This is a genomic window from Bacteroides togonis (assembly GCF_900130135.1).
Classification (GTDB): domain Bacteria; phylum Bacteroidota; class Bacteroidia; order Bacteroidales; family Bacteroidaceae; genus Bacteroides; species Bacteroides pullorum.
In genome coordinates this window covers 1,457,009-1,479,659 of sequence record NZ_LT670820.1, presented here as the reverse complement: position 1 = coordinate 1,479,659, position 22,651 = coordinate 1,457,009, and the positions used below count along the sequence as shown (strand labels likewise).

The following is a 22,651-nucleotide window of genomic DNA, read 5'->3' as shown; positions in this document are numbered from 1 at the left end:
GCGAACATTCAAGAATGCCAGTAGGAAGCGGTGGGCGAAGCGAAACCGTCTGACACTGGTACTTCTTGTTTAGACCTCCGAAAAAACTACGGCTAATAGAGGTGGCGGCTCCTGGATAGCGTGTCTGTTATGACTGTCAATAGTTGAAATAAGGGAAAAGGAGAAATGGCATCATGAGTGCCTTGGGGTGTTGTGTGCGTCTTGCCACTCCGTGTTCTCCTCGTTGAGACTTTCATCGGCTGGAGGCTGCAAGAGACAGCCCTCGTCATCATAGACAGGAGACGGCAGCAGTTCAACAGATGGAGTATCTTCGCCTTGGTTGTAATCATCTTCTGACGGCTGTCCAACCTCATACTCAAAACAGGTATCACCTTTCTCTTCCCTTCGTTTGAAGTCTTGTGGTATCGGAGAAGGATCTGAAAGTTCGTCCCCGATGACATGAGAATTAACGGAAGGGGAAGCAGTATTATAAGAGGCTGGAACATGGGGCTGCTGAATGTCAGCAGTGGCAGGATTGACGCTGCTGTCTTTCTGCTGCCCTGTGCCATTGGAAAGATTGCTTCCCGAAGAGTAAGCGGTATCGGATGGGACATCGGACACCGGTTTCTCTTGGGTGGCGGAAGTCACGACTTGACGGTTATAGAAGGGGTTCTTGACGGCTTCCTTGATGCCGTCAACGTACCAAAAGGCGATGCAGAGTATCGTATGAATGGAGGTGCGGTTGTTCCTCTCGGTTGAGAGAATACCCACCTGATTGAACAGTTCCACCACCTTTGCCACTGTCTTGCGGTCACACTTCCAGAGGGCAGACAATTCAACCGTGGAGATTGCAAACTGCCCTATGGAGAGTGAAGCGGAGAAGCCTGTCTTCCGATAAACACTCGGCTTGATGGAAGCCATTGATACAAAAGTGTCGAAGGCGGTCATGCGGTGGAAGCCCTGCCTGTCATCCTTCAAGAAATCGAGCTGCTCCTTGGTCAGCAGGATTCCGTATTTTATGCTTTGGTTACTCATCTTGAAAAACTGGTTATAAGTGAAACGGATTACTCAGCAAAGAGAGAATGAATGGTTATTCTTTTCCCTTTCGTAAAAAAAGTAGATACCATAAGTCTATTATCCATCATGTCATTCTTCTCCATTGGGTAATCTCGCTTCCTTGTCCTTCTTCATGGAGGCAGGCTTGTTCTTCTTGCTCTTCTGCAACAATGCCAGATGAGCCTCGAAGTCTGCCTGTTCCTCCTGGGTCGGTTCGTAGGGCTTATCCCAAGAGCCACCTGACTCAATCCATTTTATCAGCTGGTCTTTGAAGAAGTAAAGCGTGTTGCCTCTCTTGTAGAAAGGGATGCGCCTCTCGGATGTGTAAGCATAGAGCGAAGAGACCTTCTTTCGTACAAAGGCACTTGCCTCTCTGATGTCCATAAGAACATGGTTATCCTCGTTCGGAGCATTGCCTATTCTCTGACCAATGTCATCAAGACGAGTCATCATTGTATTGACCTTCGTCAGAAGTTCGCCAACTGCGCTGGGCAGTTGGTCGAACGATAGTGATTTGTTATCTTCCATTTGTTATCCTGATTATGTTATTCACTTATGTCTGGTCACTCTCTGCTTTGGTTGGTATTTTGAGCGAGATACGTTCTGCCGCATCACGTTTGAGTTCGTCCACCACATCGGCATACACCTGAGTAGTGGCAAGATTGCTATGGGTAAGCAGCTTGCTCACGGTGTAGATGTCTGTTCCCTCTGCCAGTTGTAAAGTGGCGAAGGTATGTCGGAAGCAGTGGAATGTGATGTGCTTCTCGATGCCGGAAGCCTTTATCCACGGTTTGAGGTACAATGTCACTGTACTGTTCGTGAGGTTCTTGAATACCTGCCCAGTGCCTCGCTCACCACATAGTTGCAGAGCCTCTTCGCTGATAGGCAGGATTGCAGCGGTGGAAGTCTTCTTTGTGATAATGTCCATTCCCCAGCCGCCATCAGCCAACTTGACGATGTTCTCCCACTGGAGTCTGATGCAATCAGAGAGGCGAAGACCAGTGAGGCAGGAGAAGAGACCAGCACGGCGAAGGACATCACTCTTGCATGGAGTCTGAGACAACTGCAACAGTTCTTCCTTGGTGAGGAACTGCCGCTTGTTGCCATGAGCCTTGGCACGCACAAGTTTCTTGGCAATGTTCTCTTTGAGCAGTCCGTCTTCGTAAGCAATGGCAAGGATGCACTTCAACTTGGTAAGGTTGTTGTTGGCAGTCGTACCCATCATGCGTTTGCCATTGTGCATACAGGCATCCGACAGCAGGTAGTCAAGAAACCCCTGGCAGTACGGAACTGTAAGGTCACAGAAACGACACTCACCATGGGTGTAGTTGTGGAAGTGCATGTAGGCGGTTGCCCAGTTCTGGCTGCTGCCACGTTCAATCATGAGGTTCTTGAAGTATTCCAAAAAACACTCCTTGCCCTTGTTGCGGTCGAGGAAGCCATATTCCTCATTGATGATGGACTCAGTCCTGCGGCACTTGATTATTTCCGCTTTCTGAATCATACTCTTGTTATACTCCTGCTGGAAGCGTTCAACAGGGTTGGTGTAGATGTAAAGACCAAGGTACTCCCTGCGTGAGAGCTTGCCTGTCTTCGGGTTGCGGACTGGAGGATAGAAATCCAAATAGAGGGAAGTCTGTCCGTTCTTAATAGGTCGTCTCCGCACGGTGACCTTTGTACAAATGTTTGTCATATTGTTACTATTTTATTATTGTTTATGATATGTATCTGTGGATGCGAATAGCCTTTGTTGCAACGTCTTAACTCTCAAATCCGATGCAAAGTTAGATTGCCGTGAAAAGAGAAAAGTAATGATGGCTTCAAATACTGTCTGAATTTAACCTGAATTTGCTTTTGAGTATGATTTTACGCTAAAAATCGGACTTAAATGGGGTTTCAGTAGCACATTTTATCTTATATCCGTTTCTCTGCGTTTGGGGTTTGTTTCGCCCGTCAATGATAGCAGTTTTAGACCATTTGCAACGGCATGGGTCGTATATGAGTTTGTTTCTCACTTCCGCTTTGCCTTGGTCGAAGTACTGCTTTTCTCTGCCTTCTTGCGTGCTGCCTCCCAATCTGCTTTCAGATAGTAGTTGGCTCTTCCGCCTTTGAACTTTCGGATTCTCACTCCATGAGTTTCTGCAAATCTGCGTACCTGTGTCTTGCCCAATCCGTAAAGCTTCATGATGTCGAAGCAGGTGTACCAGTCATCGGAAATGTTCTTTCCCTGTTCTTCATTGTAAAGCCCGATGACCCTCTCTACATCTTCTTTCTTGAAGCATGTCGTACCCCATGCATGGACTGATTGGAGTTGGTAGCGGTTGCGGACTTCATAGAATCTGCCATACTTGATATTATAGTTGCTCAACACCTCTGCCATTGTGTAATGGGTGTCGTGAGTTACTCCATCAGGTGCTCTTTCACCAGCTCTGGGAGTCTTGCGACACTTTGCCAACTTGTTGACTGCCCCTGTCTCGGCATCTTTCAACCTTTGTGCATTCTTGGAAGTTGTCCCTTCTAACGATAGGGAAGAAGGGAGAACCACCTGAAAACCTTGTTCCTTGGCTATTTCAAGAAGGTCTTGCAAATAGATCCTTGTCATGCGCGTACCTAAATTTACGGCTCTGAGCCTGCCTTGACGAATAAGACTGCGTACTGTCTTGACGCTGATGCTTACTGCCTGTGCTGTTTCCTCTACTGACATCAGCACGATCGGAATGCGAGTTGTAGTATTCATTTTTACCGTTATTTTTGAATTTTGAAGTGACTCATGGGGGATGGTCCTTGACGGAAACTTTTAAGAGGAAACAAGGGGAAATAAGAGGAAATAAGAACCCTCATTAAGAACCGTGTGTCCCTCTGCCCATGGTACAACCGTGGTACAAAATTACTATAAACGGATGAAACTCGCAATAGGCGGTTGGAGCGTTATGTTAATGAATATGTATTGAAAATGAGCGTTTTATGACGCTTTTCTAAGTTTTGTTTGGAGTTCTTTTCGATGCGTTTTAGTCCATATGACATGCATGTGGAAGCTTTTACCACTGCCAGAAGGACCCAGACAGAAAAAATTCGAGTTATCTGTAATCTTGTTCTTGCCTTCCTTACCACTGATGTCTATTGCAACAGGGACTCCCTGTCTGTCGGTGTAGTATATTTTCAGCGGTGTTTCTTCGCTATGCTGAATCCTTTCCTTATACATAAGACATGCTGCTGCATCACTAAGGGTCAGAAAACGGTCGTATTCAGGATTGGTGGAATAACAATTTCCAGGGAATGAATTGACAAAAAGCTCCAACTGATTGTACGACTGTTTACTGATGTGGATTCCCAACTTGCTGAATAGATTCTCCAGATGATTGGTACATCGCTGAATATCCGTATCGATGGGTACTCCAACGATAAGATTGAAATGGGTATACACCAACTGTTTGTTTTCTCTTGCGATAACATCCTGTACATTTTTAATGTCCTCCACGGCAATCTGGTTGCTTGGATTGGGCATACTTGCATGGCGGTTTTTTTTCTTTTCAAGCTGAGAAAGCTCTTTTTTCTGGTTGGGAATGAAGAGCATCTGGTTATACACGACCACCTCAGCTGACGGTATGCTGTCTAACAATGATACCATGTCTACTGGCATGGAAACATTGTTCACCTCAATGTTCGTAAACGGACGTACCAGAGAGGGGATGTTGATGCAGTCCACATCCACGAGACTATATATCTTGCATCTTCTATCACCCATGGTAATAGCTTCGTCATCTACCTTGAAATTGTTCATCGACAAATTTTTGTCCGTGAAGTTCATAGAGAAATAGCGGTCTACGTAATCACGGGCTTTATTGCCATCAAGAAATTGGGCATCCACACCGGAGTCTCTCAACTGGTCTTTGACCTTGCGTATCTTTACCATGAAATCACGCCATTTCTTGCTGTCAAATGAAAAAAGATTGCTCTTCTTGTTTTCCTGAGTAATAATCATGTAGCTCTGACAGTCGGTATAGGTACGACCTGTGAAATAGTTGAAATATGATTCCGACAGAAATTCATGATTATCATTACTATCGTCATGAAACTTCTTGCGGATGAATATATCTTGTTTGTGGATGGCATATCCATCACCTAAAGTCTGTGCAAGGGCAGTGAAGAGATGATTGAACTCGTAGTAACTGTCAATGTCTGCCGAATATTTCTGTACCGGGTTTTCCATCTTCAGAATGGCCGAGTATTCACCGGTCTTGGTGTAAAGCACCCCGATACCGTTGACCTCTTCCAAAGAGAAGTAGATATTCTGGAAGATTTTCTTGCGTTTCCCTCCAGTACCGAAAGCCATGACTGAGATAGCCATACCAATAAGGATTGCCACAAATGTTAAGATGACGTATAGAATCATTGTTCTTTGAATTTATTATTCGATTACTTATCAGTTACGTTCACAATCTGAGAGTTGTCGTATAAACTATGTTAGGCTCATCCTAACGGGAGGGTGAGCCTAACCACACACTGTTCAAAATCCAACTCTCTTGCTCATTTATCATGTTGTCCGATTACATCTTATGTGCATTGGCATAGATGAATACGCCATGTTCCTCTTTCTTGGTGTGTAATCCTTTCCTTTGTTTGAAAAAGATAAGTGCAGCACCGGTGCATAGAGTTGCAGCAAGGACGATGAGTCCGGCAATAAATCCGAGGATGCAATATACTATGATAAAGCTGAGAATACCTCCACCTACAGTTGCCGCAGCCCAGGTGATATACCTGCCTTGGAATCCCATAAATTCAAGGGGTTTCTGAAGTCCCTTAAACATGGGATAGCTGACGTATTGATGATTGCTCGATTCCTTTGTCATGATGAATCCATATCGCTTGGATAATAGTTAGATACCAAAGAACAAAGGCAAAGCCTGTGCAGCAGCTACAAGGAAGATACATGCACCAACAACCATCATGATCTTTTTTTTGACGTCCTGCTCTTCATTGTTCATTGCAATGTAAACGCTGATGGCACCGACAACGGCAACAACACCGGCTATGGCATAACAAAGCTTCACCACGTATGGAACGTACTTTGCTATTTCTTCCGTAACTGTAGTCAAAGCATTTGTTCCGGCTGTGTAGTCTCCGGCAGCATTCTGAGCATAAGTGGCTGCTACTCCGCAAAAGAGCAACATGGCCAGTGTTCCAATACGTTTAGCATTGAAAATCCTTTTGGTTAAATTCTTGATTTTCTTCATTTTTTTGTTGTTTTACAGTTAAAAAATTAGACACGTTATCCTTACTTGCTTGGTTATTTATTTTTTACTTTTATACAATATTATAGCCAAAGAATGCAGGGAAAATGATAGTTGCTCCAATCATAAACAGGCAAGCTCCAACCAGCATCATTATTGATTTGGTCACATCTCCTTCACCGGTATTCATTTTGATATAGATTTGTAAAGCTCCTATAATTGCTACTATGGATGCAATAGCATAAAGAAGATATACGACATAGAGCATCATTGTGACTGTAAAATCATGGGCATTGCTCAATGCGTCAGCTCCCCAGCTGTAGTCAACACCACCGCATTTAGCTAAAACCGACTGAGGCTGGAGGAGCATGAAGCCGAAGCTGGCAATAAAAAACAATTGATTGATTTTACAGTTTATCGATAGCATTCCTTTTCTCTATTTTTCTTTTGTTGTGTTTATCGTTGAGATTTTGCATGAATTCATCTGGATAGAAACTGTATTGGGAAACTGGCTCTATCTCTTCCATGTTCTCTTCGTTTTCCTTATTGAGTTCTACACTTGTAGTAGTCTGTTTTGTGGATTTAGATTCTTCCTCTTCAGGAGGTGGATTGTTGGTCTGCTTATTGCCTGTAGGAATGACTACGCGAAGGCCGTCATCTGTTACTTGTTCTGTATATGTTATGTCACCACCTTCAGGACCATCAATATGCTCTTCTACGGAAACTGGTACTTCTTCATTACTCATGCTGCTTACATCAATGGTCTCTTCATCCGTTTTCTTTTCGTCTTTCTTACTATGAAGATCAAGGGTAATCATTACTGAAAAGTAAACTACATACGCAAAGGTGAGGACGAATACGAATATTACAAATCCTGGCATTTCTCAATCTGATTTTAATTTGTTATTATAAATATGATTCATACTCAGAAGATAAAATTGGAAACCAATCTGCTCCTGTGATATGACAAAGAAAAAGAGTTTTATGGTATTCCGATAAAAATATGCCGATTTAGACTTCAGTATTAACATACATTTGTTTGGAAGTATGATATTCTGATAAAAATCATACTATTGGAATAAAAACATGACAAAAAAAGGAGGCTCTCCTGTTGGAAACCTCCTTAAACTAATAGAACAGACTGATTATTTTTGTTACTCCTTTACTATTCCATTGATGACATCGTTTAGATCTTTGAAGTTTGGGTATCTTATGGATTCATCAATTACTACTTTGTCTTGATATTCATCCTTGATTTTCTTTATGGTCGCTGCACCGGCAGCATCATTATCAAGATAGCAGTGGATTACATTATAATTCTGAAGATATGGAAGTGCTGTTTTGATATTGCTGATAGAATTAAGAACAATATAATCGCACTCACACTCAACGTAAAGCTGTATGTCCATCATCCATTTTTTTAGACTTGCATAAGTGAGCATGTCAAATAGCCCTTCAAATATACAACACTCAGGATGTGACTCGCCATTTGTTCTTATGATGGATATGGTTTTCTTACCAATACTCCGCTTGGAATACTTGTTTCTGATCTCCATACCACCTTCAATATTCTCAAAGGCGATGGCGTAGTAATGTTTATCATAGATATGATAATGTATTTCCTTGCAGTATTCCTGAGCAATTTCGAAATCAACACGTCTTTGTAAAATATAACTTTTCAGATTGGGATGACAGAGTTTGCAAATACGATCAACGAAAGTAATGCAGTTTCTCTCCTTTGTTCTTTCTGTTACCTGACTCTGTTTCCATTCTTTTCTTCTTTGTTGTTCTTTGGTAATAGCTTCATAATCTTCAGCATATTTGAGGTTATGGTTCTTAATCTGTTGTTCAAGATAAATCAGGACTTGATGATTATTCCATGAAGGGTGCATCTTCTGAACAAGATTTATAATGTTTCCTCCTGAGTTGGCTCCAAAGTCATTCCAAAGATTTTTTGTAGGACTGACATTGAAAGAAGGAGATGATTCAGCTCTAAAGGGAGATAGATACCAGTAATTACCTCGGTGGATATAGGCATACTGATAACCTTCGGTTTCTAGGAACTGCACAATACTGACTGATTTGATTTCCTCTATAGTCATGGCGTATCAATAATATATTATGGGATTCATATTAGTTTAATATATATATATACCCTGTTAAACTTAAACTTATAAACTTACTTTAGCGGCAGGAGTGCAGGATGATAATGATAACCTTCTTTGTCCTTGGTAATCAGTTTACGCTCACAGAAGATTTTGAGCATATCCTTAACTGCATTGTCTCCACGCTTGTAGCCTTCTTGTGCGTAAGCTTGACTGATTGCTTTTACCAGTTCAAGATACCTCTGCGGACTATCACCATCAAAAACAGTGCGAAGTACCTTGGCATGTAAGTCATCCGGCAAAGATGTCAAGGGCTTATCTTTGGGCTTGACTACTGTAATATGGTAACCATCATCTAAGACGGGAAGAGAGTTGTCGTCAATGTGAAATGCCCATGAAGAAAACTCCTTGTCTCGCATGTGCATAGGCCTGACTTCACTGATGTTGGAATCCTGTTTGTTTTTGCTGATTATCAGAACTGTTTCAGCCTTGTTTTCAAGTTCGGTACCAATATGACCTCTGGTGTTATTGTCATTCTTGTTAAGGTGTAGCACGCAGTGGATGTGAAGATTGTACTTACTTGTCCAAGCCATGAGCATAGTCATTACATCTGTTGATTCCTTGGCATTGTTGATGTCATACATAAGATCTCGCAAGCCGTCTATAATGACCAGTCCTACATCCTCAAATGTCCTGAGGGCATAATCTATGAGGGCAATACGTAGAGTAGGAGTGAACTCCCTTAACCCATAGAACTTGATGCGCTTATCTTCCTTTGTCAGGCTTAATCCAGCAAGACGGTAGATGCGTTCTATCACATTGTGGCAATGAAACCTGCTTTGTTCTGTATCGAAATAAAGAATTTTGCGTTTCCCGTCAGGAAGACTGGCCCTGTATTTGAGTACTGTAGAATTATTTACAGCTGCTGCAACCATTGCTGTTATATTAAAGGTTTTCTTGCTTTTTGCTTTACCGGTAGATGCACTGAAATTACCAAAGGTTGCTATGGTACAATCTCCAACCCATAAAATCTGTGGTGGAACAGGAGGCTTTTCACATGCCTTTATTTCTCCTTGTCTCAGGTAGTTGTCAAGTTCCTGGTCGTTGAATGTACTCTTGCTGAGCATTCCGACTTCAAGAGAGCTTTCAACTGAACATTCCTTATCATTACTGTTTTTCCTTCTTATCATGACATAGTTCTTTTTTATTATCATTTTTTGAGGAACTTATGACAACTTCTGACTTTTTTAGTAAAGCAGTCAGTTGAGCATCTGTATAAACCTCCGTTTTATTATGTTTCTTCCTTTTCATTGTAATATTCTATTTATCATTTTTTTGTTTTGCTGGCACTACATGATTCTTACGCATCCATCTCAGGAGTTCTTGTCTATTGAAATAGATGGTTTTCCCTTTGGGCTTAAAATGTGGAATCTGCATATTCATAGTGAGTTTATATATCTGGGATTGTGATATTCCCAAATACTTTGAAGCTTCTTCAGTGGTCAACATTTCTTTAACCACATATAATCTTTCCTCAATCTTAGCAAGACGTTCATTGAGTATTTCTGGATTAATACTATTAAGTTCTCCAATTTTCATTTCCAAAAGTTCTAATCTCTTTTTTAAGATGCTGATTTCAATGTTACTGGTTCCCATTTTCTAATGATTTAATGTTATACAATAGGGAGTACCCCAAAAGCTGAATCGATTCTGGGCTAAATATACTCCTATTGTTATTTTCGCAATTTGAATGTCTCCTGTCAGTTTAAAATGTCAGGGAGAGTGTCAGGGATTTTTCTTTCAATTGCTTTACATTGTTTCACTTCAACCTAAAATCCGCAACTATCATCCAATACACGATTAAGGGTAGATTTATGAGTCGTTAGTAGTAGCTTTCAGTAAAAAGCAACAGCACAACATCAATATGTAGCCAACATCCCCTTACCCCACGATGCGACTTGAGGAAATACGCAGATTCTAACCGGAAAGAAAGGATTCTTATCCGAATTCTGTTTTGAAGGGTTTTGCATAAGCGCGGTTCTCTGTGTAGATATTCAGCACGTATTGCCTTGCAGTCATGATCCACTTGGCAGGTACGGAGATGAATCTGAAGACAAAAGCCTTTATGCGACTCGTTTTCTTGAGCCCAAAAGCCTTGGTGTCAAGCCTGCTCATGATGGTCTTGTAGAAATTGTGTATCAATGCAGTAAGCAGAAGAAAGACAGTATTCTCCGCCATGAATGACTTGGGGAGCCTGCTCCAACCGAATCCGTTGTTCATGTCGTCAAAGATACGTTCCTTGCCGCCACGCAGATTGTAGAATTCAACAATGTCCCTTGTCGATGACTTGTAATCGTTGGTCAGAATACAACGGTAAGTGTATTCGCCTTCCCATAGGTCAAGGTCGCCACTGTTGCGTCTTTGTCTCTGGATGACAAGACGATAGCACTTGCCTTCCCATTTCTCAACGAGAATGGAATTGAGTTCGAACTGGATGCCGTTAATCTCCTCCGTCTTCCATCCTCTCAGAGCAAAGATGTCATTGTAGAGCGAACTGCATCGGTTGGCACGGATGTAGAAATGTTTGCAATGCTTCTCTATCTCACTGACGATTTCCTTCGAGCAGGAACCGCAGTCTGCCCTGAAGCGATTTACACGGATGTTCTGGGATTCCAGAAGAGCGAAGAATCTCTTATGGGTGTCTGCCTGATGAAAACGCACATTCGTGTTGCCATCGCTGTTCTCGATATAGACTATCTTGTCACCGATAACATATACGCCAGGCCTGTAGCCGAGGAACTTTTTGTAGGTCGGTTTTGCATCATACTTCTCCGTTTCAAGAAACTGATGGTCAAAGTCAACATCGTATTCCTCAATTTCCTTCAACTCGCCTGTAGAAACCAAAGCGTTTATAAGCAATGTGTTGAGTTTGTCTGCAGTATTGAAATCATAGGTCTTGCCTTGGTCGGAAGTATAGGAGATGTTTTCCTGTGTCAGTTCCTTGATGGCTCTGAGGATGGTATCAGAGCTGCATGTACGAAGGGTAGGATGATACGAGAGATGGCGCATCAGTTGTGACGTTACGTCTTCCACGCATGAGCCGCCACAGAAATAAACGCTCATCAGCGAACGGACTATCTCGCTGAACTGATATCCGATGATACTGCGGCATCTCTGACCCAGTGTTGAGTCGATAACGGGTGAAAGCATGGAGTCAAATTTCTCCATGATTGAAAAAATTCCTCCAAAAGGTGTGAGTTTCTCAGATTTTATTTGTACCTTTGCCATGCCTTGTTACGATTTTCGCTTGTTTTCTAATTGCAACACTAAGATAAGTGAAAAATCTGACACGGCAAAATCCTGGGCAACTTTTTGTTGCTCAGGTACTTAAAAAGTTATATTTATAATAGTGTTGCGGAATTAAGGTTCAATACATTTCTTTCAGTTGTTTTACTATATTCACATATTCTTCTTCAGGAAATGTAGCAGTAGTATTCTTTAGTTCTGTAAGACGTGAACTGATTGCTCCACGAGTTGATGGTATCATACTTTTCTGTGGGGCTAACATTTTATTTCTTACTACAAGTGATACCCAATTATATGGAATCATTTTTTGTTGGGAAAGAGAATATAACAGCTGAAGTATATAGCGCAAGTTTGTGGCTATAAGAGTCTTTTTTAATGTACAGTTAAAGAACTTTTCAATAGTATTCTCGTCAACAGGGGTAGTGAAGAAATTCTTTCTATTGGCAAAATCTGTGATAAGTTTAATTTGCTTTCTGTTAAAGGATGCAAGTCCATTGGAGTCCTTTAATATAACTTCCACATGGTTAAACTCATTAAGCATTTTAGAGAAGTCTGTCTTTTCGAATGTAGATTTAGTGAAGTACTTCTCAACAAGATCTTTTCTGTCGGTCAGTAATTCATAAACACAGAAAAGATTTTGGAAATGTTTTCGTATTGCTTCCTCATCAGATGTGAAAACAGGAAGATGATAACTGATTAAGTCATTTACATAGCGATTGTAAATTTTTCTATCATTAATTACTTCAGTTTGATAATGCTTGTAACTGACTTTAAATAAGTCCCAAAGCTCATCTTTGGACAGCTCAATCTCTTGGTTTGTGAAATGATTGTTACATTGTAAATACAAAAAGAGAGAGCAAAGAGTGTTGATTCTTTTTACTCATAAATTAATTTTTTTTGTGTATAAATATTTAATTCTATTTCTATGATCATTTGTTTATATACTATATTGTAATTATCACTGATCACTTTGCTAAGTGCTTTTAAGTGATATATGCAAAAAAAATAGCCTACATTAGATAATCCTTAATGCGGGCTATTTATGAATTCGCATTTCTCTACTATTTCCTTCGACTTGATCTTTTGCTGAGTATTTGATTGATTTCTGCTGTACTGATTGGCTTTTCAGTTTTACAACCAGACTCAACCCATTTGATGAGATCATCCCTGAAAAATGTGTATTTCTTACCTTTCTTGTTGACTGGAATTTGTCCGTTCTGTATATAACAGTACATTGTCGATTTTTTTATTTTGAGAAATTCACAGGCTTCTTTTACATCCATTGGAATGTGTTCAGATGGAGACTTTTGATTAGATTGACGAATCTCTTCATGAAGTATTTCTATGGACTGTTCAAGTAGATCACATTTTTTAAGTATATCTGACATAACTCTTGGTATGTCATTAAAGGTTATCGGATTATCTTCTACGTATTCTTGCATATATAATTCTTTTAATAATGAAACTCGTAACTATCTTTATCAGGAATGTCAATTTCTATTTTACATTTCCCTTTTTGTCTGAGTGTACGCCTGATGCTTTCAATTTCAACGTCATTAAGTTCTTTAGGAAAACAGAGCTTGATGAAGGTAGCTCTGGTTTGTCCACTCCAACCAAGCCGTTCTCCTATATTCCAGGCATAATGTCTGATGTCGAGTGTGTTTAACTGACCATTTGTTAATACAGAATTGATACACGATTCTGGAATCTCGTAAAGTTTAATGTTCTGGCATAGGGTTTCCAGACAATCATCTGTCATGTATGGTGAAAAAACAGTATATGTATACTCCTTGATTGCCTCATATCTGTTAACCTCCAAATGGTCCTGTTTATTTTTATAAATCTCACGCATAATCTCTGCTTTATTCTTTTCTGAAGTAGCAGGTTGTAGGGAAGTGATGCTATTATTAATGATTATGCGCTTCTCAGTATGTAACCTGTACAGGACAGTTATTATACAAACTAATAAAGATAATAAAATGAGGTATAACAAAATCGGCAATGGGGATAACATTAGGTTATTATTTTCTGTTGCATTAGTGCTTGTGACCACCCTGATAATATATGGAGCGGTCACAAACAGAATAATGGTAATAATGTTTGAAATGAGAAGTATCAGTAAAATCTCTCTTATCTTTTTTGTCATTGCAATTGGTATTTATCGTATTACTTTATTGCAAATTTATAGATAAACTTACTAATTGATACTAGTTGTTACTAATAAAATATCTCCAGAAAACATTATTTATATTTCAGTGTTTCAATGATTTACGCTGCTATTTATTGTCACTTTTTTGATTTACCTTTCTCTTTCTTTCTCTTGGTTTCTTCATTAACTTTTATGTTTTCATTTTCTTGCATTTCCATTTTTACATTTGTTAACCTAATTCTATCAGCTGCTTCTCGTGTTTTCGGATCAGCATGTGAAGCATAGATTTGAGTGGTACTTACATTCTTGTGGTTAAGGAGATGTTGTACTGTGTAAATATCAGTTCCAAGTTCAAGCTGTAAGGATGCGTAAGTATGCCTGAAACAGTGAAAGGTAATATGTTTATTTATTCCACATTCCTTAATCCAATCTTGCATGACTCTATATGTCATAGTACGATTAAATCCTGAAAAAATATATTTATCTGTTGTTTGTGGCTGAATTAGTTCATAAGCATCATCACCGATTGGAACCTGTGTCTGACGCTGAGTCTTTACACATTTAAAATCAAGATAATGTCCGCCATCTGCATATGTTTGGATATTTTCCCATTTTAAATTGAGTATATCACTTATACGTAATCCACTCAAACAGGAGAATATGGCTGCTTTTCTCACCACTGGAACTGAACATTCCGAGTTATATAGTTTTCTGACTTCCTCCAGTGAAAGGCTTTGCTTGACAGGTATTGTGCAAGGAATATTATCCAAAAGAGATGCTATGTTATCTACAAGTCTTCTTTCCCTATAGGCTTTAGTTATAACTTGTTTGAAGATATTCCAATATGCTGAAGCTGTATTTCGTGATATAGGCTTGTTAACCATGACTTTGCCTCTTGCTGATACTTTCGTGTCTAAGAGATATTCTTTATACTTGTTACAGAATACGGTATCAAGCATTTCAAATGTACATTTGTTGTGGCAGAACCTGCAGAAATGTTTATAGGCTGCATCACACTTCGCAAAGTTTCTGTTGACAATATTCTTGAAGTATGCAAGAAAGTCCTCCTTTAGACGGTCCTGGTTAAAGAAGTCATATTTCTCATTAATTACCTCTATGAATACCTTACACCGAATAGCTTCAGCTTTTGCCAGAATAGCTTCATTATACTTTTTCTGTTGTGTAGAAATGGGGTTGGCATATATATACATGCCAAGCGAACGACGACGAATCAGTTCCATTGTTTCAGGATTTCTATAGCCTGGCCAAAAGTCCAGAAATAATGATTTAGTACCATTTCGTCTATCTCGCATACGGAGAGTTACTGATTTACAATACTGCATATTATTTGTTTTTATAGTTTTATGTCTCAAAATTCTCGAATGATATATTGCTGACATCGGTAAATTGAAAGTAAATATCACTATATATCAATATTTGCTATAAAATCATCTTCTGAGAACCGTTTTTCCATTAACCGGTCAAATTCTTCTTTTCTAAAAAAGATGAATTTCTGCTTCTTTACTCTGGTGAGCTTATAGTGATTGACGTAATAGAAGACAAGTGAATTTGTAAGATTATATTTCTTTGTAGCTTCTTCTACGGAATAATACCTGTCTCTACCAACAAAATATCCATTCTTTATTTCCTCTATGTGTTGTTTGGAATAATAGGTACTACCATACTCAACCTTTGCTGGAATCTTATGTCTATGAATAAAAGAGCGTACACCATCTGCTGTCATTTTAAATGTTGTACGCATTTCCTCTGGCGTTATCCAGTCTGTGATTTCTGCATACTTATTCTTTTTGTTGTATAACAGGTCAATGGATCCCTTCTCATAGAAATTAAATCCTTTCAGTGCTATCTTAGGTATGTTGTTCTCTCTTGTTATAACTCCAGCATGCTTTATTGATATTTTAAACATCTCTGCTACCTCATCAGTAGAATAGTATCCTTCAGGAGTTGCTGGACAGATTTTTTCCTGTTGCTTTGCCGTGAAAACAACCTTTTCTTCACCATTTGACTTTATTAGTGGAGTTGAATTTTGAAGACGTTGATGCATGATATTATCAAAATCCGTCCGATAAATCATGGTGAATTTTCCACGCTTTTCAGTCTTAATGCTATAGGTCTTTAGAGTATAACTTACCTGATCTTTAGTTATGCCATACTTTTGCATAGCTTCTTCATAAGAGTACCAGTCAGGATCAATTTCATCGGTCTTGTGTTTTATACAATCTATATGAACCTTAGAATAATAAGACCTGCCATTTCTCTTTACCCTGGGAACCGCATGGTATTTTACAAAACAAAGTGCCGCACCCTGAGTCATATTGTACATTTCCATGATTTGATTTAATGTGTAATAGTTGTCAATGTCAATAGCATCAAGAAGCTCTGAGAAGTTTGCATCAATAAGCTTTTTACTGTAGAAAGTATTACGCCCTTCGTAAACTTTAGGGATGCCTAATCTGTCACAACGCCCCCATACAGCTTTACGTCCAATTTTATACTTATCCATAATCTCTTGTAGGGTATAGTATTCTTGTTCTTGCTTACGCTTGTAACTTCTTTTTCTATAAGGTCCTGCATCCTCAAAGTATTTGTCAAGATCCTCACGACGGACAAGTGTTTTTCTACGTATTCTCACTGCCTTGATGATTCCGGAATAGAAACATCTATAAACAGTGCTAACACTCATATCAAGTAATAAGGCAACATCTGAGGGTGTCAAAAATGGTCGTGAAGCAACTGCGTCTCTTTCTTTATCAAGAGCTGCTTCTTTTTCACTTTCCCGGACACTTTTTTTACGTTTTGCTTCACGTTTGCGAGATGCGTCACGTTCGCACTCTCTACAGCAGTATTTATTTGACATCTTGGATGCAATAAACTCTGCTCCACATGTTAAACATTTCTTTAATATCTTCATCTTTTTGGCATGTTAAAATCGTCCATTTCCTTTGCAGCAATTTTCAGGTATTTGCAGGAATTTTCACGAGGTGTCCAACATGTCAACGGGCGCACATTTATCACTTTTGCAGTTTTTGCATAAGGTGCCATATATGTCATTTTCCGATTGCCATTTGGTCGCAAAATTTAGGGATAGGAACGATATTTGAGCCAAATTTACCCTTAAAAACTGGTTGTAACAAGTTTCAAATGGAAAGTGTTAAAATGAAAAAAGCCACCAAAACGGTGGCTTTCAGACAGTTACTAATGTATTGTAATATTGTTGATAATCAGCTACTTACCGATGCATAATAGTTATGAAACAATCGTTGGTGGCTATTATATCGTGAGATGCCCGAGTTGGAGCCTATCCAAATATTTCCATTCCCGTCTTCGGTAATACAACCCACGAAGTCGTTACAAAGACCGTCTTGAGTAGTGAAAGTTTGTATAATGCGATTTTCATATGGTGACAGGACTGCAAATCTATTCATATAGCCAATGTACAGCATGCTATCTTGGGCAGCCAGTAATGAACGGATTGAATAGTCTGTCATGTCGGTTTTGCTTTCATATCCGGCGTCAAGAATGTTTCCTTCTCCTTTGTATCGGTAGAGTCCGGAAGTAGTGCCTAACCATAGACTATGATCGAGAGTCTCAGCTAGTGCACGAATGTAGAGAGGAGGAATCTTTTCACCTTTATTATTAATGAAAGTAATTTTTCTGCTTGAAATAGAAATAGGATCGATCACAAATAAGCCACTTTGCGTTCCAATCCATATTTGCCCATTGCTGTCGGTCAGTAGGCTCCAGACAGAGGCTTGGTTTGGCAAATTTGAACTGTCAGCCAATTCTATGATTTGAAAAGTTTTCTTTCGTGTATCATATCGGGTTAATGTGCCGTCTGCATTGCCAAACCATAGGTTTCCTTCTTTGTCTTTGGTACTACTCAGTACGGTGTTTCGTTTTTGAGTTTCAGGGGTTCCTATCGGTATGAAGTCCAATTCTTCATCAGCATGGTAGGGGGTACGGCTGCGAAGGATGCTTCGATGGAAGGTTGTGAGCCATACGTAACCTTCGTCATTTCCTACGATGGAACAGATTTCATTATGTCTGTCTTGATAATAACGTTTGTAAAACTGCTCTCGTAGGTCTGACCAGATGGCTCCACCACCATCTGTCCCTATCCATAGGATACCTTGAGGGTCGTAGTAGGCTGTGATCATTCGTGTCTCGATGTCGCGAAATATATAAGAGGTGGTGTTGTTGAAAACCTGTCCGGTCATCTCGTCTGGATTCTTTTTATTCAGATTGATGAGTGTGTATCCGTTCCATGTGGCAGCTAAATAACGATTCTTTTCCAAGCGTATCACGCTGAATGCATCGGTATGTGATAGCTGGTTAGCTGTATATTTGTTGTGGTAAGTCATGCGGCTGGTTTGGCCGGTCTTTACATTGTAGCGTATGATGCCATACGTGAGAGTCGAAAGCCAGATGTTGTCGTCTTCATCGTACAAAATGTGGTTGATTTGTATAGGGTAGCCGAATCCTAAATCTATTGTTTTGCAGTTTTCCATTCGGTCTGTTTCGGCAATCATTACTTTCCCTTGTGTGTCTGCTACACAGATGTGGCGTTTGTCTGGCGTCAGTGACATTTTGGCTAGTATATGCCCTTTTTCATTCCATTGCGAATATCGTTTCAGTATGTGTAGAACAACAGCTTTGTCTTGTGGCTGGTTTGTCTTTCGGGCCAATATTAGTTCTTCGTTGTTCAGTATCCACAGGGTAGAGTCGTTTATTGATTCGGTAGCAATGGCTCTGAAAGGTTTTCCGTCTTCTGTTTGTATAGGGAGAAAACGTTCGTTCCGCAAATCGAATCCATAGAGAATACCTCTACTTTCGAAGCATAGGAGTCCATCAGCTATTTCTTTCAAAACCGAGATATTGGTACTGGTACTGTCGAAAGGGAAAGATTTCACTTGTTTTCCGTCGTAACGGTTTAGGGCGTCGCGCGTACTTAGCCAGATAAATCCGTTACGATCTTTACAAATGGAGTGGATTGTGTTGTCGGCCAGGCCGTTTTTCATAGTTAGCAGATGAAGATCTTTTTCAAAAAAAGCTTGGCAGGGCAACTGCGTAAACAAACTTAGGCAAATAGTTGCTATATAAAAGACTTTAAGGTTCATGTCTGGTATAGAATTATCGTAGCACAAAGAAATGAAAAATATGTTATTTATCGAAATGGAATGAGAAAAAATATTGGGCTATGTTTCTTTAATAGCCTTGTTTGGAACGTATTTGTTTTTTGTTGGACCATTGTCTGTAGAAACAAGGGATGACGCAGTGCTTCCTGACCCTCTGACGCAGCACTGTGTCAGTACCTCACACAGTGCTGTGTTACACCCCAACAAAGCACTGTGTCGCATCGTCATGCAGCACTGTGTCATCCCCCTTCTCAGTATTGTTTGGCATTTGCATTGCTAAGGCTATCTTGCTTCTCTCCCGATTTCCTTTTGTGGCTTGGAATTTTGTAGAAAATGCGGAAAAACAGCAGCTTGTATTAAACGTGTATGTTGAATGAAATATTCATGTATATTCGTTTTGATATGGAAACATTATGTTTGCAACATCAAAAAAACCTCATTGTCTAACCCTAAAAAGGAAAAACATGAAAAAAAGCCTTATTTTCTTTTTGATGCTTTGGAGCAGTATATTCATGTATGCCCAGCATCTCAGCATTACTGGTAAAGTCACAGACAAACAGGGTGAACCGATTATTGGTGCCAGCGTGCTTGTCAAAGGTACGTCCAACGGTGTAATTACAGATTTGGACGGTGTATTCAATCTTAAAGATGTTCCGTCTGACGGAACTTTGTCAGTTTCTTACATTGGTTATAAAGATGTAGAAGTAAAGGTCAATGCTTCGCAAAAATCTTATTCCGTAACGTTGGAAGAAGACAATCAGATGCTTGACGAAGTGGTGGTGGTAGGTTTCGGTACGCAGAAAAAAGTGAATCTAACTGGTGCTGTTGCTTCAGTGGATAACAAGAAACTGGAATCCCGCCCTGTTACTTCTGTCGGACAGGCTTTACAGGGTGTAGTACCGGGTCTTAATATCAGTATGCCCGATGCTGGTGGTAAACTGGATGCTAATCCTTCTTTTAACATTCGTGGTACAGGTAACTTGGGTACAGGTTCTAGTGCTTCACCTCTTGTCTTAATTGACGGTGTTGCTGGTGATATCAACCAATTGAATCCGCAGGATATTGACAACATTTCTGTATTGATGGATGCCGCTTCGGCTGCTATCTACGGTTCGCGTGCTCCGTTTGGTGTGATTTTGGTTACAACCAAGAAGGGTAAGCAGGGCAAGACCAGTATCTCGTATTCTAACAACCTGCGCTGGTCGCGTCCGACCAACATCCCCGACATGATGGACGCTTACACCTTTGCCCAGTATTTCAATCGTGGTATGGACAATTCGGGGACAGGTGCTGCCCATTTCTTTGATGACGCAACGATTGACCGTATCCAACAATATATGCGCGGTGAAATTACAACAACAGCCGACCCCTCGTTGAGCCAGGCTTCCGATTGTTTCGTGTTCAATCAAAGATCGAATGACAACCAGAATTGGCCGCGTAACTTTATTGACAAGACTGCTTTCGGACAGGAACATAATCTGAGCCTGTCGGGCGGTAACGAGAAAGTGCAATATTATGTATCGGGTGCTTTCCTCGACCAGGACGGTCAGATGAACTATGCAGATGATAACAAGAAACGTTACAATGCCAGCGCCCGTATCAGTGCCGAAATTACGAAGTGGATGCGTCTGGAATTCAACAGCCGTTTCATCCGTGAAGACATCGGCATGCCTACCTTCCTGAAACTGTATGGCGACCGTTTCTTTGCCGAGACGACCAAACTGCATCCCAACATGCCGCTCTACGACAACAACGGACACTATACCCGTAACCCGAAACTGATGCAGCTGACATCAGGTGGCCGTTCCAATACACAGGATGACACTTACTTTACACAAGGTAGCTTGATTTTGACTCCGGTGAAAGGTCTGACCATTCATGGTGACCTGGCTTTGCGCACGGGCAGTTACGAGCACATCTACAACGTGGCTAAAGTGTATTTGTACAACAGAGACAACCAGCCCGTACCCGAACAGTGGCTGGGCGGTGATCCCGACTTGGCAGCCGGTAAGACTTGGGCTTATAGCGAACAGCAGCGCGAAACAATGATTACTTCATCGGCTTACGCTGACTATAGCCTTAATTTTTTGGAAAAACATAATCTGAAGGTAATGGTGGGTATGAATAGCGAAAGTTATCGCTATAATAATGTATGGGCCAAGCGTGCGGATGTGATGAATGATAACAAGCCCGACATCAATACTTCTACAGGAACACAGAGTAATGGCGGTTACCGTGGCGAATGGTCGTCATTGGGTTACTTCGGCCGTCTGAATTACGATTTTGACGGACGCTATCTGTTCGAGTTCAACATCCGTCGCGACGGTTCGTCCCGTTTCCGTGCCGACCAGCGCTGGGCTACTTTCCCTTCTGTTTCAGTAGGTTGGAATATTGCTCGTGAAGCTTTTTGGGAACCATTGACCAACTGGGTGAATACTCTGAAACCACGCTTTTCCTACGGCAGTCTCGGCAATCAGAATACCAATTCTTATTATCCTACGTATGCCATCCAGAACATTACGGTGGGTACGCCGGACCAAGGCGGTCGCTGGCTGATTACCACTGACGGTAAATCGAATATCGCAAGTGCCCCGGGTTTGGTCAGCTCATTGTTGACATGGGAACGCGTGTACAGCTATAACTATGGTGTTGACTTTGGAGCCTTCAATAACCGATTGAGCGGTTACTTCAACTACTTCATCCGTGATACCAAGGATATGGTAGGACCGGCACAGGAAATTTCTCCGATTGTTGGTGCGTCGGCACCGAGCCGCAACAATACCGCTTTGCGTACCAAGGGTTGGGAACTTCGGCTGAACTGGCAGGACCGTATCGGTGAGTTCAACTATAACGTAGCGTTCAACCTTTCCGACTCACGTACACATGTTACTGAATATCCCAATGCCAGCAAGAGTTTCTCCGGTTCTTATTGGGTTGGTAAGGAACTGGGTGAAATATGGGGATATGTGACAAAAGGCATGGCCAAGACCGATGAAGAAATGGCAGCCCATCTTGCAGAAGTGGATCAAAGTAAGATTGGTGGTGGTAGTGCAGGCTGGAAAGCCGGTGATATCATGTATGCCGATTTGGACGGCGACGGTGAAATCCTGTCGGGTACTTCTGTGGACGATCCCAAAGATTTGAAGGTTATTGGTAACAGTACTCCGCGTTTCCGCTTCGGCCTGAACCTGGGTGCAGAGTTCAAGGGATTTGACCTTAGCCTCTTCTTTCAAGGTGTGGCCAAGAGAGATTATTGGTTGGACGGTATGATTTTCTGGGGTATCAACGGTGACGAATGGAGTTCTACCGGTTATGTAGAACATTGGGATTTCTTCCGTCCGGAAGGTGACCCGTTGGGCGCTAATACGAATGCTTACTTCCCGCGTCCTATCCGTTCGAATAACCAAAACCACTATACTCAGACCCGTTATCTGCAAAATGCAGCCTATATCCGTCTGAAGAACCTGCAGATTGGTTATACATTGCCCAAGGCCTGGGTCAACAAGGCTGGATTGGAACGCGTCAGAGTATTCTTCTCGGGTGACAATCTGTGGACAGGTACATCTATCAGCAAAAACTTCGATCCCGAAGCCTTGTATCAGAATGGTATGACTTATCCCTTGAGCCGTACACTTTCTTGTGGCATTAACGTAACATTGTAATTTTAAT

Annotated in this window: 19 protein-coding genes and 1 pseudogene; 1 reads left to right on the top strand and 19 read right to left on the bottom strand. The window is 40.9% G+C overall.

Features of this window, described 5'->3' with window-relative positions; all coding sequences use genetic code 11:
• Positions 1-171 precede the first annotated feature (171 nt).
• From BQ8005_RS06465 to BQ8005_RS06375, 19 genes and pseudogenes are all read right to left on the bottom strand, one after another.
• On the bottom strand, positions 172-1,014 hold the full coding sequence (locus tag BQ8005_RS06465) for a hypothetical protein (protein ID WP_075317488.1): 843 nt from the start codon (positions 1,012-1,014) through the stop codon (positions 172-174).
• A gap of 111 nt (positions 1,015-1,125) precedes the next feature.
• On the bottom strand, positions 1,126-1,563 hold the full coding sequence (locus BQ8005_RS06460) for a helix-turn-helix domain-containing protein (RefSeq protein ID WP_075317487.1): 438 nt from the start codon (positions 1,561-1,563) through the stop codon (positions 1,126-1,128).
• 25 nt (positions 1,564-1,588) lie between these two features.
• A complete protein-coding gene (locus BQ8005_RS06455; RefSeq protein WP_075317486.1) occupies positions 1,589-2,728 on the bottom strand; it encodes a site-specific integrase in 1,140 nt (379 codons plus the stop codon).
• Positions 2,729-3,046: 318 nt separating this feature from the next.
• Positions 3,047-3,772, bottom strand: a complete 726-nt coding sequence (locus BQ8005_RS06450) for a helix-turn-helix domain-containing protein (protein ID WP_075317485.1) — start codon at positions 3,770-3,772, stop codon at positions 3,047-3,049.
• 258 nt (positions 3,773-4,030) lie between these two features.
• Positions 4,031-5,428: pseudogene (locus tag BQ8005_RS06445) on the bottom strand (TraG/VirB4 family ATPase); the annotation flags it as partial.
• Positions 5,429-5,582: 154 nt separating this feature from the next.
• On the bottom strand, positions 5,583-5,885 hold the full coding sequence (locus BQ8005_RS06440; protein ID WP_075317483.1) for a DUF4133 domain-containing protein: 303 nt from the start codon (positions 5,883-5,885) through the stop codon (positions 5,583-5,585).
• A 27-nt stretch (positions 5,886-5,912) separates the two neighbouring features.
• Entirely contained in the window at positions 5,913-6,269 is a 357-nt protein-coding gene (locus BQ8005_RS06435) for a DUF4134 domain-containing protein (protein WP_018667712.1), read from the bottom strand.
• A gap of 70 nt (positions 6,270-6,339) precedes the next feature.
• Positions 6,340-6,693: a DUF4134 domain-containing protein gene (locus BQ8005_RS06430; RefSeq protein ID WP_083610511.1), complete on the bottom strand. Its 354-nt coding sequence runs from the start codon at positions 6,691-6,693 to the stop codon at positions 6,340-6,342.
• Positions 6,674-7,147 carry a hypothetical protein gene (locus BQ8005_RS06425; protein ID WP_075317481.1) on the bottom strand — a complete coding sequence of 158 codons (474 nt, stop codon included), beginning with the start codon at positions 7,145-7,147 and terminating at the stop codon, positions 6,674-6,676. Before BQ8005_RS06425 ends, BQ8005_RS06430 begins: the two co-directional genes overlap by 20 nt.
• Positions 7,148-7,420: 273 nt before the next feature.
• Complete coding sequence (locus tag BQ8005_RS06420; RefSeq protein WP_075317480.1) at positions 7,421-8,368, bottom strand: toprim domain-containing protein; 948 nt, start codon at positions 8,366-8,368, stop codon at positions 7,421-7,423.
• 77 nt (positions 8,369-8,445) lie between these two features.
• Positions 8,446-9,561, bottom strand: coding sequence for an AAA family ATPase (locus tag BQ8005_RS06415; RefSeq protein ID WP_075317479.1), 1,116 nt, complete (start codon positions 9,559-9,561; stop codon positions 8,446-8,448).
• A gap of 130 nt (positions 9,562-9,691) precedes the next feature.
• Positions 9,692-10,027, bottom strand: a complete 336-nt coding sequence (locus tag BQ8005_RS06410; RefSeq protein ID WP_004309760.1) for a helix-turn-helix domain-containing protein — start codon at positions 10,025-10,027, stop codon at positions 9,692-9,694.
• A 342-nt stretch (positions 10,028-10,369) separates the two neighbouring features.
• Positions 10,370-11,659 carry an IS1380-like element IS612 family transposase gene (locus BQ8005_RS06405; RefSeq protein ID WP_005815306.1) on the bottom strand — a complete coding sequence of 430 codons (1,290 nt, stop codon included), beginning with the start codon at positions 11,657-11,659 and terminating at the stop codon, positions 10,370-10,372.
• Between the two features lie 139 nt (positions 11,660-11,798).
• Complete coding sequence (locus tag BQ8005_RS06400; RefSeq protein ID WP_004309761.1) at positions 11,799-12,524, bottom strand: hypothetical protein; 726 nt, start codon at positions 12,522-12,524, stop codon at positions 11,799-11,801.
• A 214-nt stretch (positions 12,525-12,738) separates the two neighbouring features.
• Positions 12,739-13,119: a helix-turn-helix domain-containing protein gene (locus BQ8005_RS06395; protein WP_008781816.1), complete on the bottom strand. Its 381-nt coding sequence runs from the start codon at positions 13,117-13,119 to the stop codon at positions 12,739-12,741.
• A gap of 11 nt (positions 13,120-13,130) precedes the next feature.
• Entirely contained in the window at positions 13,131-13,823 is a 693-nt protein-coding gene (locus tag BQ8005_RS06390) for a hypothetical protein (RefSeq protein ID WP_075317478.1), read from the bottom strand.
• Positions 13,824-13,963: 140 nt separating this feature from the next.
• Complete coding sequence (locus BQ8005_RS06385; protein ID WP_075317477.1) at positions 13,964-15,169, bottom strand: site-specific integrase; 1,206 nt, start codon at positions 15,167-15,169, stop codon at positions 13,964-13,966.
• An 80-nt stretch (positions 15,170-15,249) separates the two neighbouring features.
• Entirely contained in the window at positions 15,250-16,758 is a 1,509-nt protein-coding gene (locus tag BQ8005_RS06380; protein ID WP_075317476.1) for a helix-turn-helix domain-containing protein, read from the bottom strand.
• A 310-nt stretch (positions 16,759-17,068) separates the two neighbouring features.
• On the bottom strand, positions 17,069-18,865 hold the full coding sequence (locus BQ8005_RS06375) for a ligand-binding sensor domain-containing protein (RefSeq protein ID WP_159436219.1): 1,797 nt from the start codon (positions 18,863-18,865) through the stop codon (positions 17,069-17,071).
• A gap of 581 nt (positions 18,866-19,446) precedes the next feature.
• On the opposite strand from BQ8005_RS06375, the gene BQ8005_RS06370 reads away from it, so the two are divergent.
• Positions 19,447-22,644 (top strand): SusC/RagA family TonB-linked outer membrane protein, encoded by a 3,198-nt coding sequence (locus BQ8005_RS06370; protein WP_075317474.1) that lies wholly within the window; start codon positions 19,447-19,449, stop codon positions 22,642-22,644.
• The last annotated feature ends 7 nt before the right edge of the window (positions 22,645-22,651 follow it).

Excerpts from the sequence above, each read along its gene's own strand:
- BQ8005_RS06465 (WP_075317488.1), bottom strand. The coding sequence starts at position 1,014 with ATGAGTAACCAAAGCATAAAATACGGAATCCTGCTGACCAAGGAGCAG.
- BQ8005_RS06460 (WP_075317487.1), bottom strand. The coding sequence starts at position 1,563 with ATGGAAGATAACAAATCACTATCGTTCGACCAACTGCCCAGCGCAGTT.
- BQ8005_RS06455 (WP_075317486.1), bottom strand. The coding sequence starts at position 2,728 with ATGACAAACATTTGTACAAAGGTCACCGTGCGGAGACGACCTATTAAG.
- BQ8005_RS06450 (WP_075317485.1), bottom strand. The coding sequence starts at position 3,772 with ATGAATACTACAACTCGCATTCCGATCGTGCTGATGTCAGTAGAGGAA.
- BQ8005_RS06440 (WP_075317483.1), bottom strand. The coding sequence starts at position 5,885 with ATGACAAAGGAATCGAGCAATCATCAATACGTCAGCTATCCCATGTTT.
- BQ8005_RS06435 (WP_018667712.1), bottom strand. The coding sequence starts at position 6,269 with ATGAAGAAAATCAAGAATTTAACCAAAAGGATTTTCAATGCTAAACGT.
- BQ8005_RS06430 (WP_083610511.1), bottom strand. The coding sequence starts at position 6,693 with ATGCTATCGATAAACTGTAAAATCAATCAATTGTTTTTTATTGCCAGC.
- BQ8005_RS06425 (WP_075317481.1), bottom strand. The coding sequence starts at position 7,147 with ATGCCAGGATTTGTAATATTCGTATTCGTCCTCACCTTTGCGTATGTA.
- BQ8005_RS06420 (WP_075317480.1), bottom strand. The coding sequence starts at position 8,368 with ATGACTATAGAGGAAATCAAATCAGTCAGTATTGTGCAGTTCCTAGAA.
- BQ8005_RS06415 (WP_075317479.1), bottom strand. The coding sequence starts at position 9,561 with ATGATAAGAAGGAAAAACAGTAATGATAAGGAATGTTCAGTTGAAAGC.
- BQ8005_RS06410 (WP_004309760.1), bottom strand. The coding sequence starts at position 10,027 with ATGGGAACCAGTAACATTGAAATCAGCATCTTAAAAAAGAGATTAGAA.
- BQ8005_RS06405 (WP_005815306.1), bottom strand. The coding sequence starts at position 11,659 with ATGGCAAAGGTACAAATAAAATCTGAGAAACTCACACCTTTTGGAGGA.
- BQ8005_RS06395 (WP_008781816.1), bottom strand. The coding sequence starts at position 13,119 with ATGCAAGAATACGTAGAAGATAATCCGATAACCTTTAATGACATACCA.
- BQ8005_RS06390 (WP_075317478.1), bottom strand. The coding sequence starts at position 13,823 with ATGACAAAAAAGATAAGAGAGATTTTACTGATACTTCTCATTTCAAAC.
- BQ8005_RS06385 (WP_075317477.1), bottom strand. The coding sequence starts at position 15,169 with ATGCAGTATTGTAAATCAGTAACTCTCCGTATGCGAGATAGACGAAAT.
- BQ8005_RS06380 (WP_075317476.1), bottom strand. The coding sequence starts at position 16,758 with ATGAAGATATTAAAGAAATGTTTAACATGTGGAGCAGAGTTTATTGCA.
- BQ8005_RS06375 (WP_159436219.1), bottom strand. The coding sequence starts at position 18,865 with ATGAAAAACGGCCTGGCCGACAACACAATCCACTCCATTTGTAAAGAT.
- BQ8005_RS06370 (WP_075317474.1), top strand. The coding sequence starts at position 19,447 with ATGAAAAAAAGCCTTATTTTCTTTTTGATGCTTTGGAGCAGTATATTC.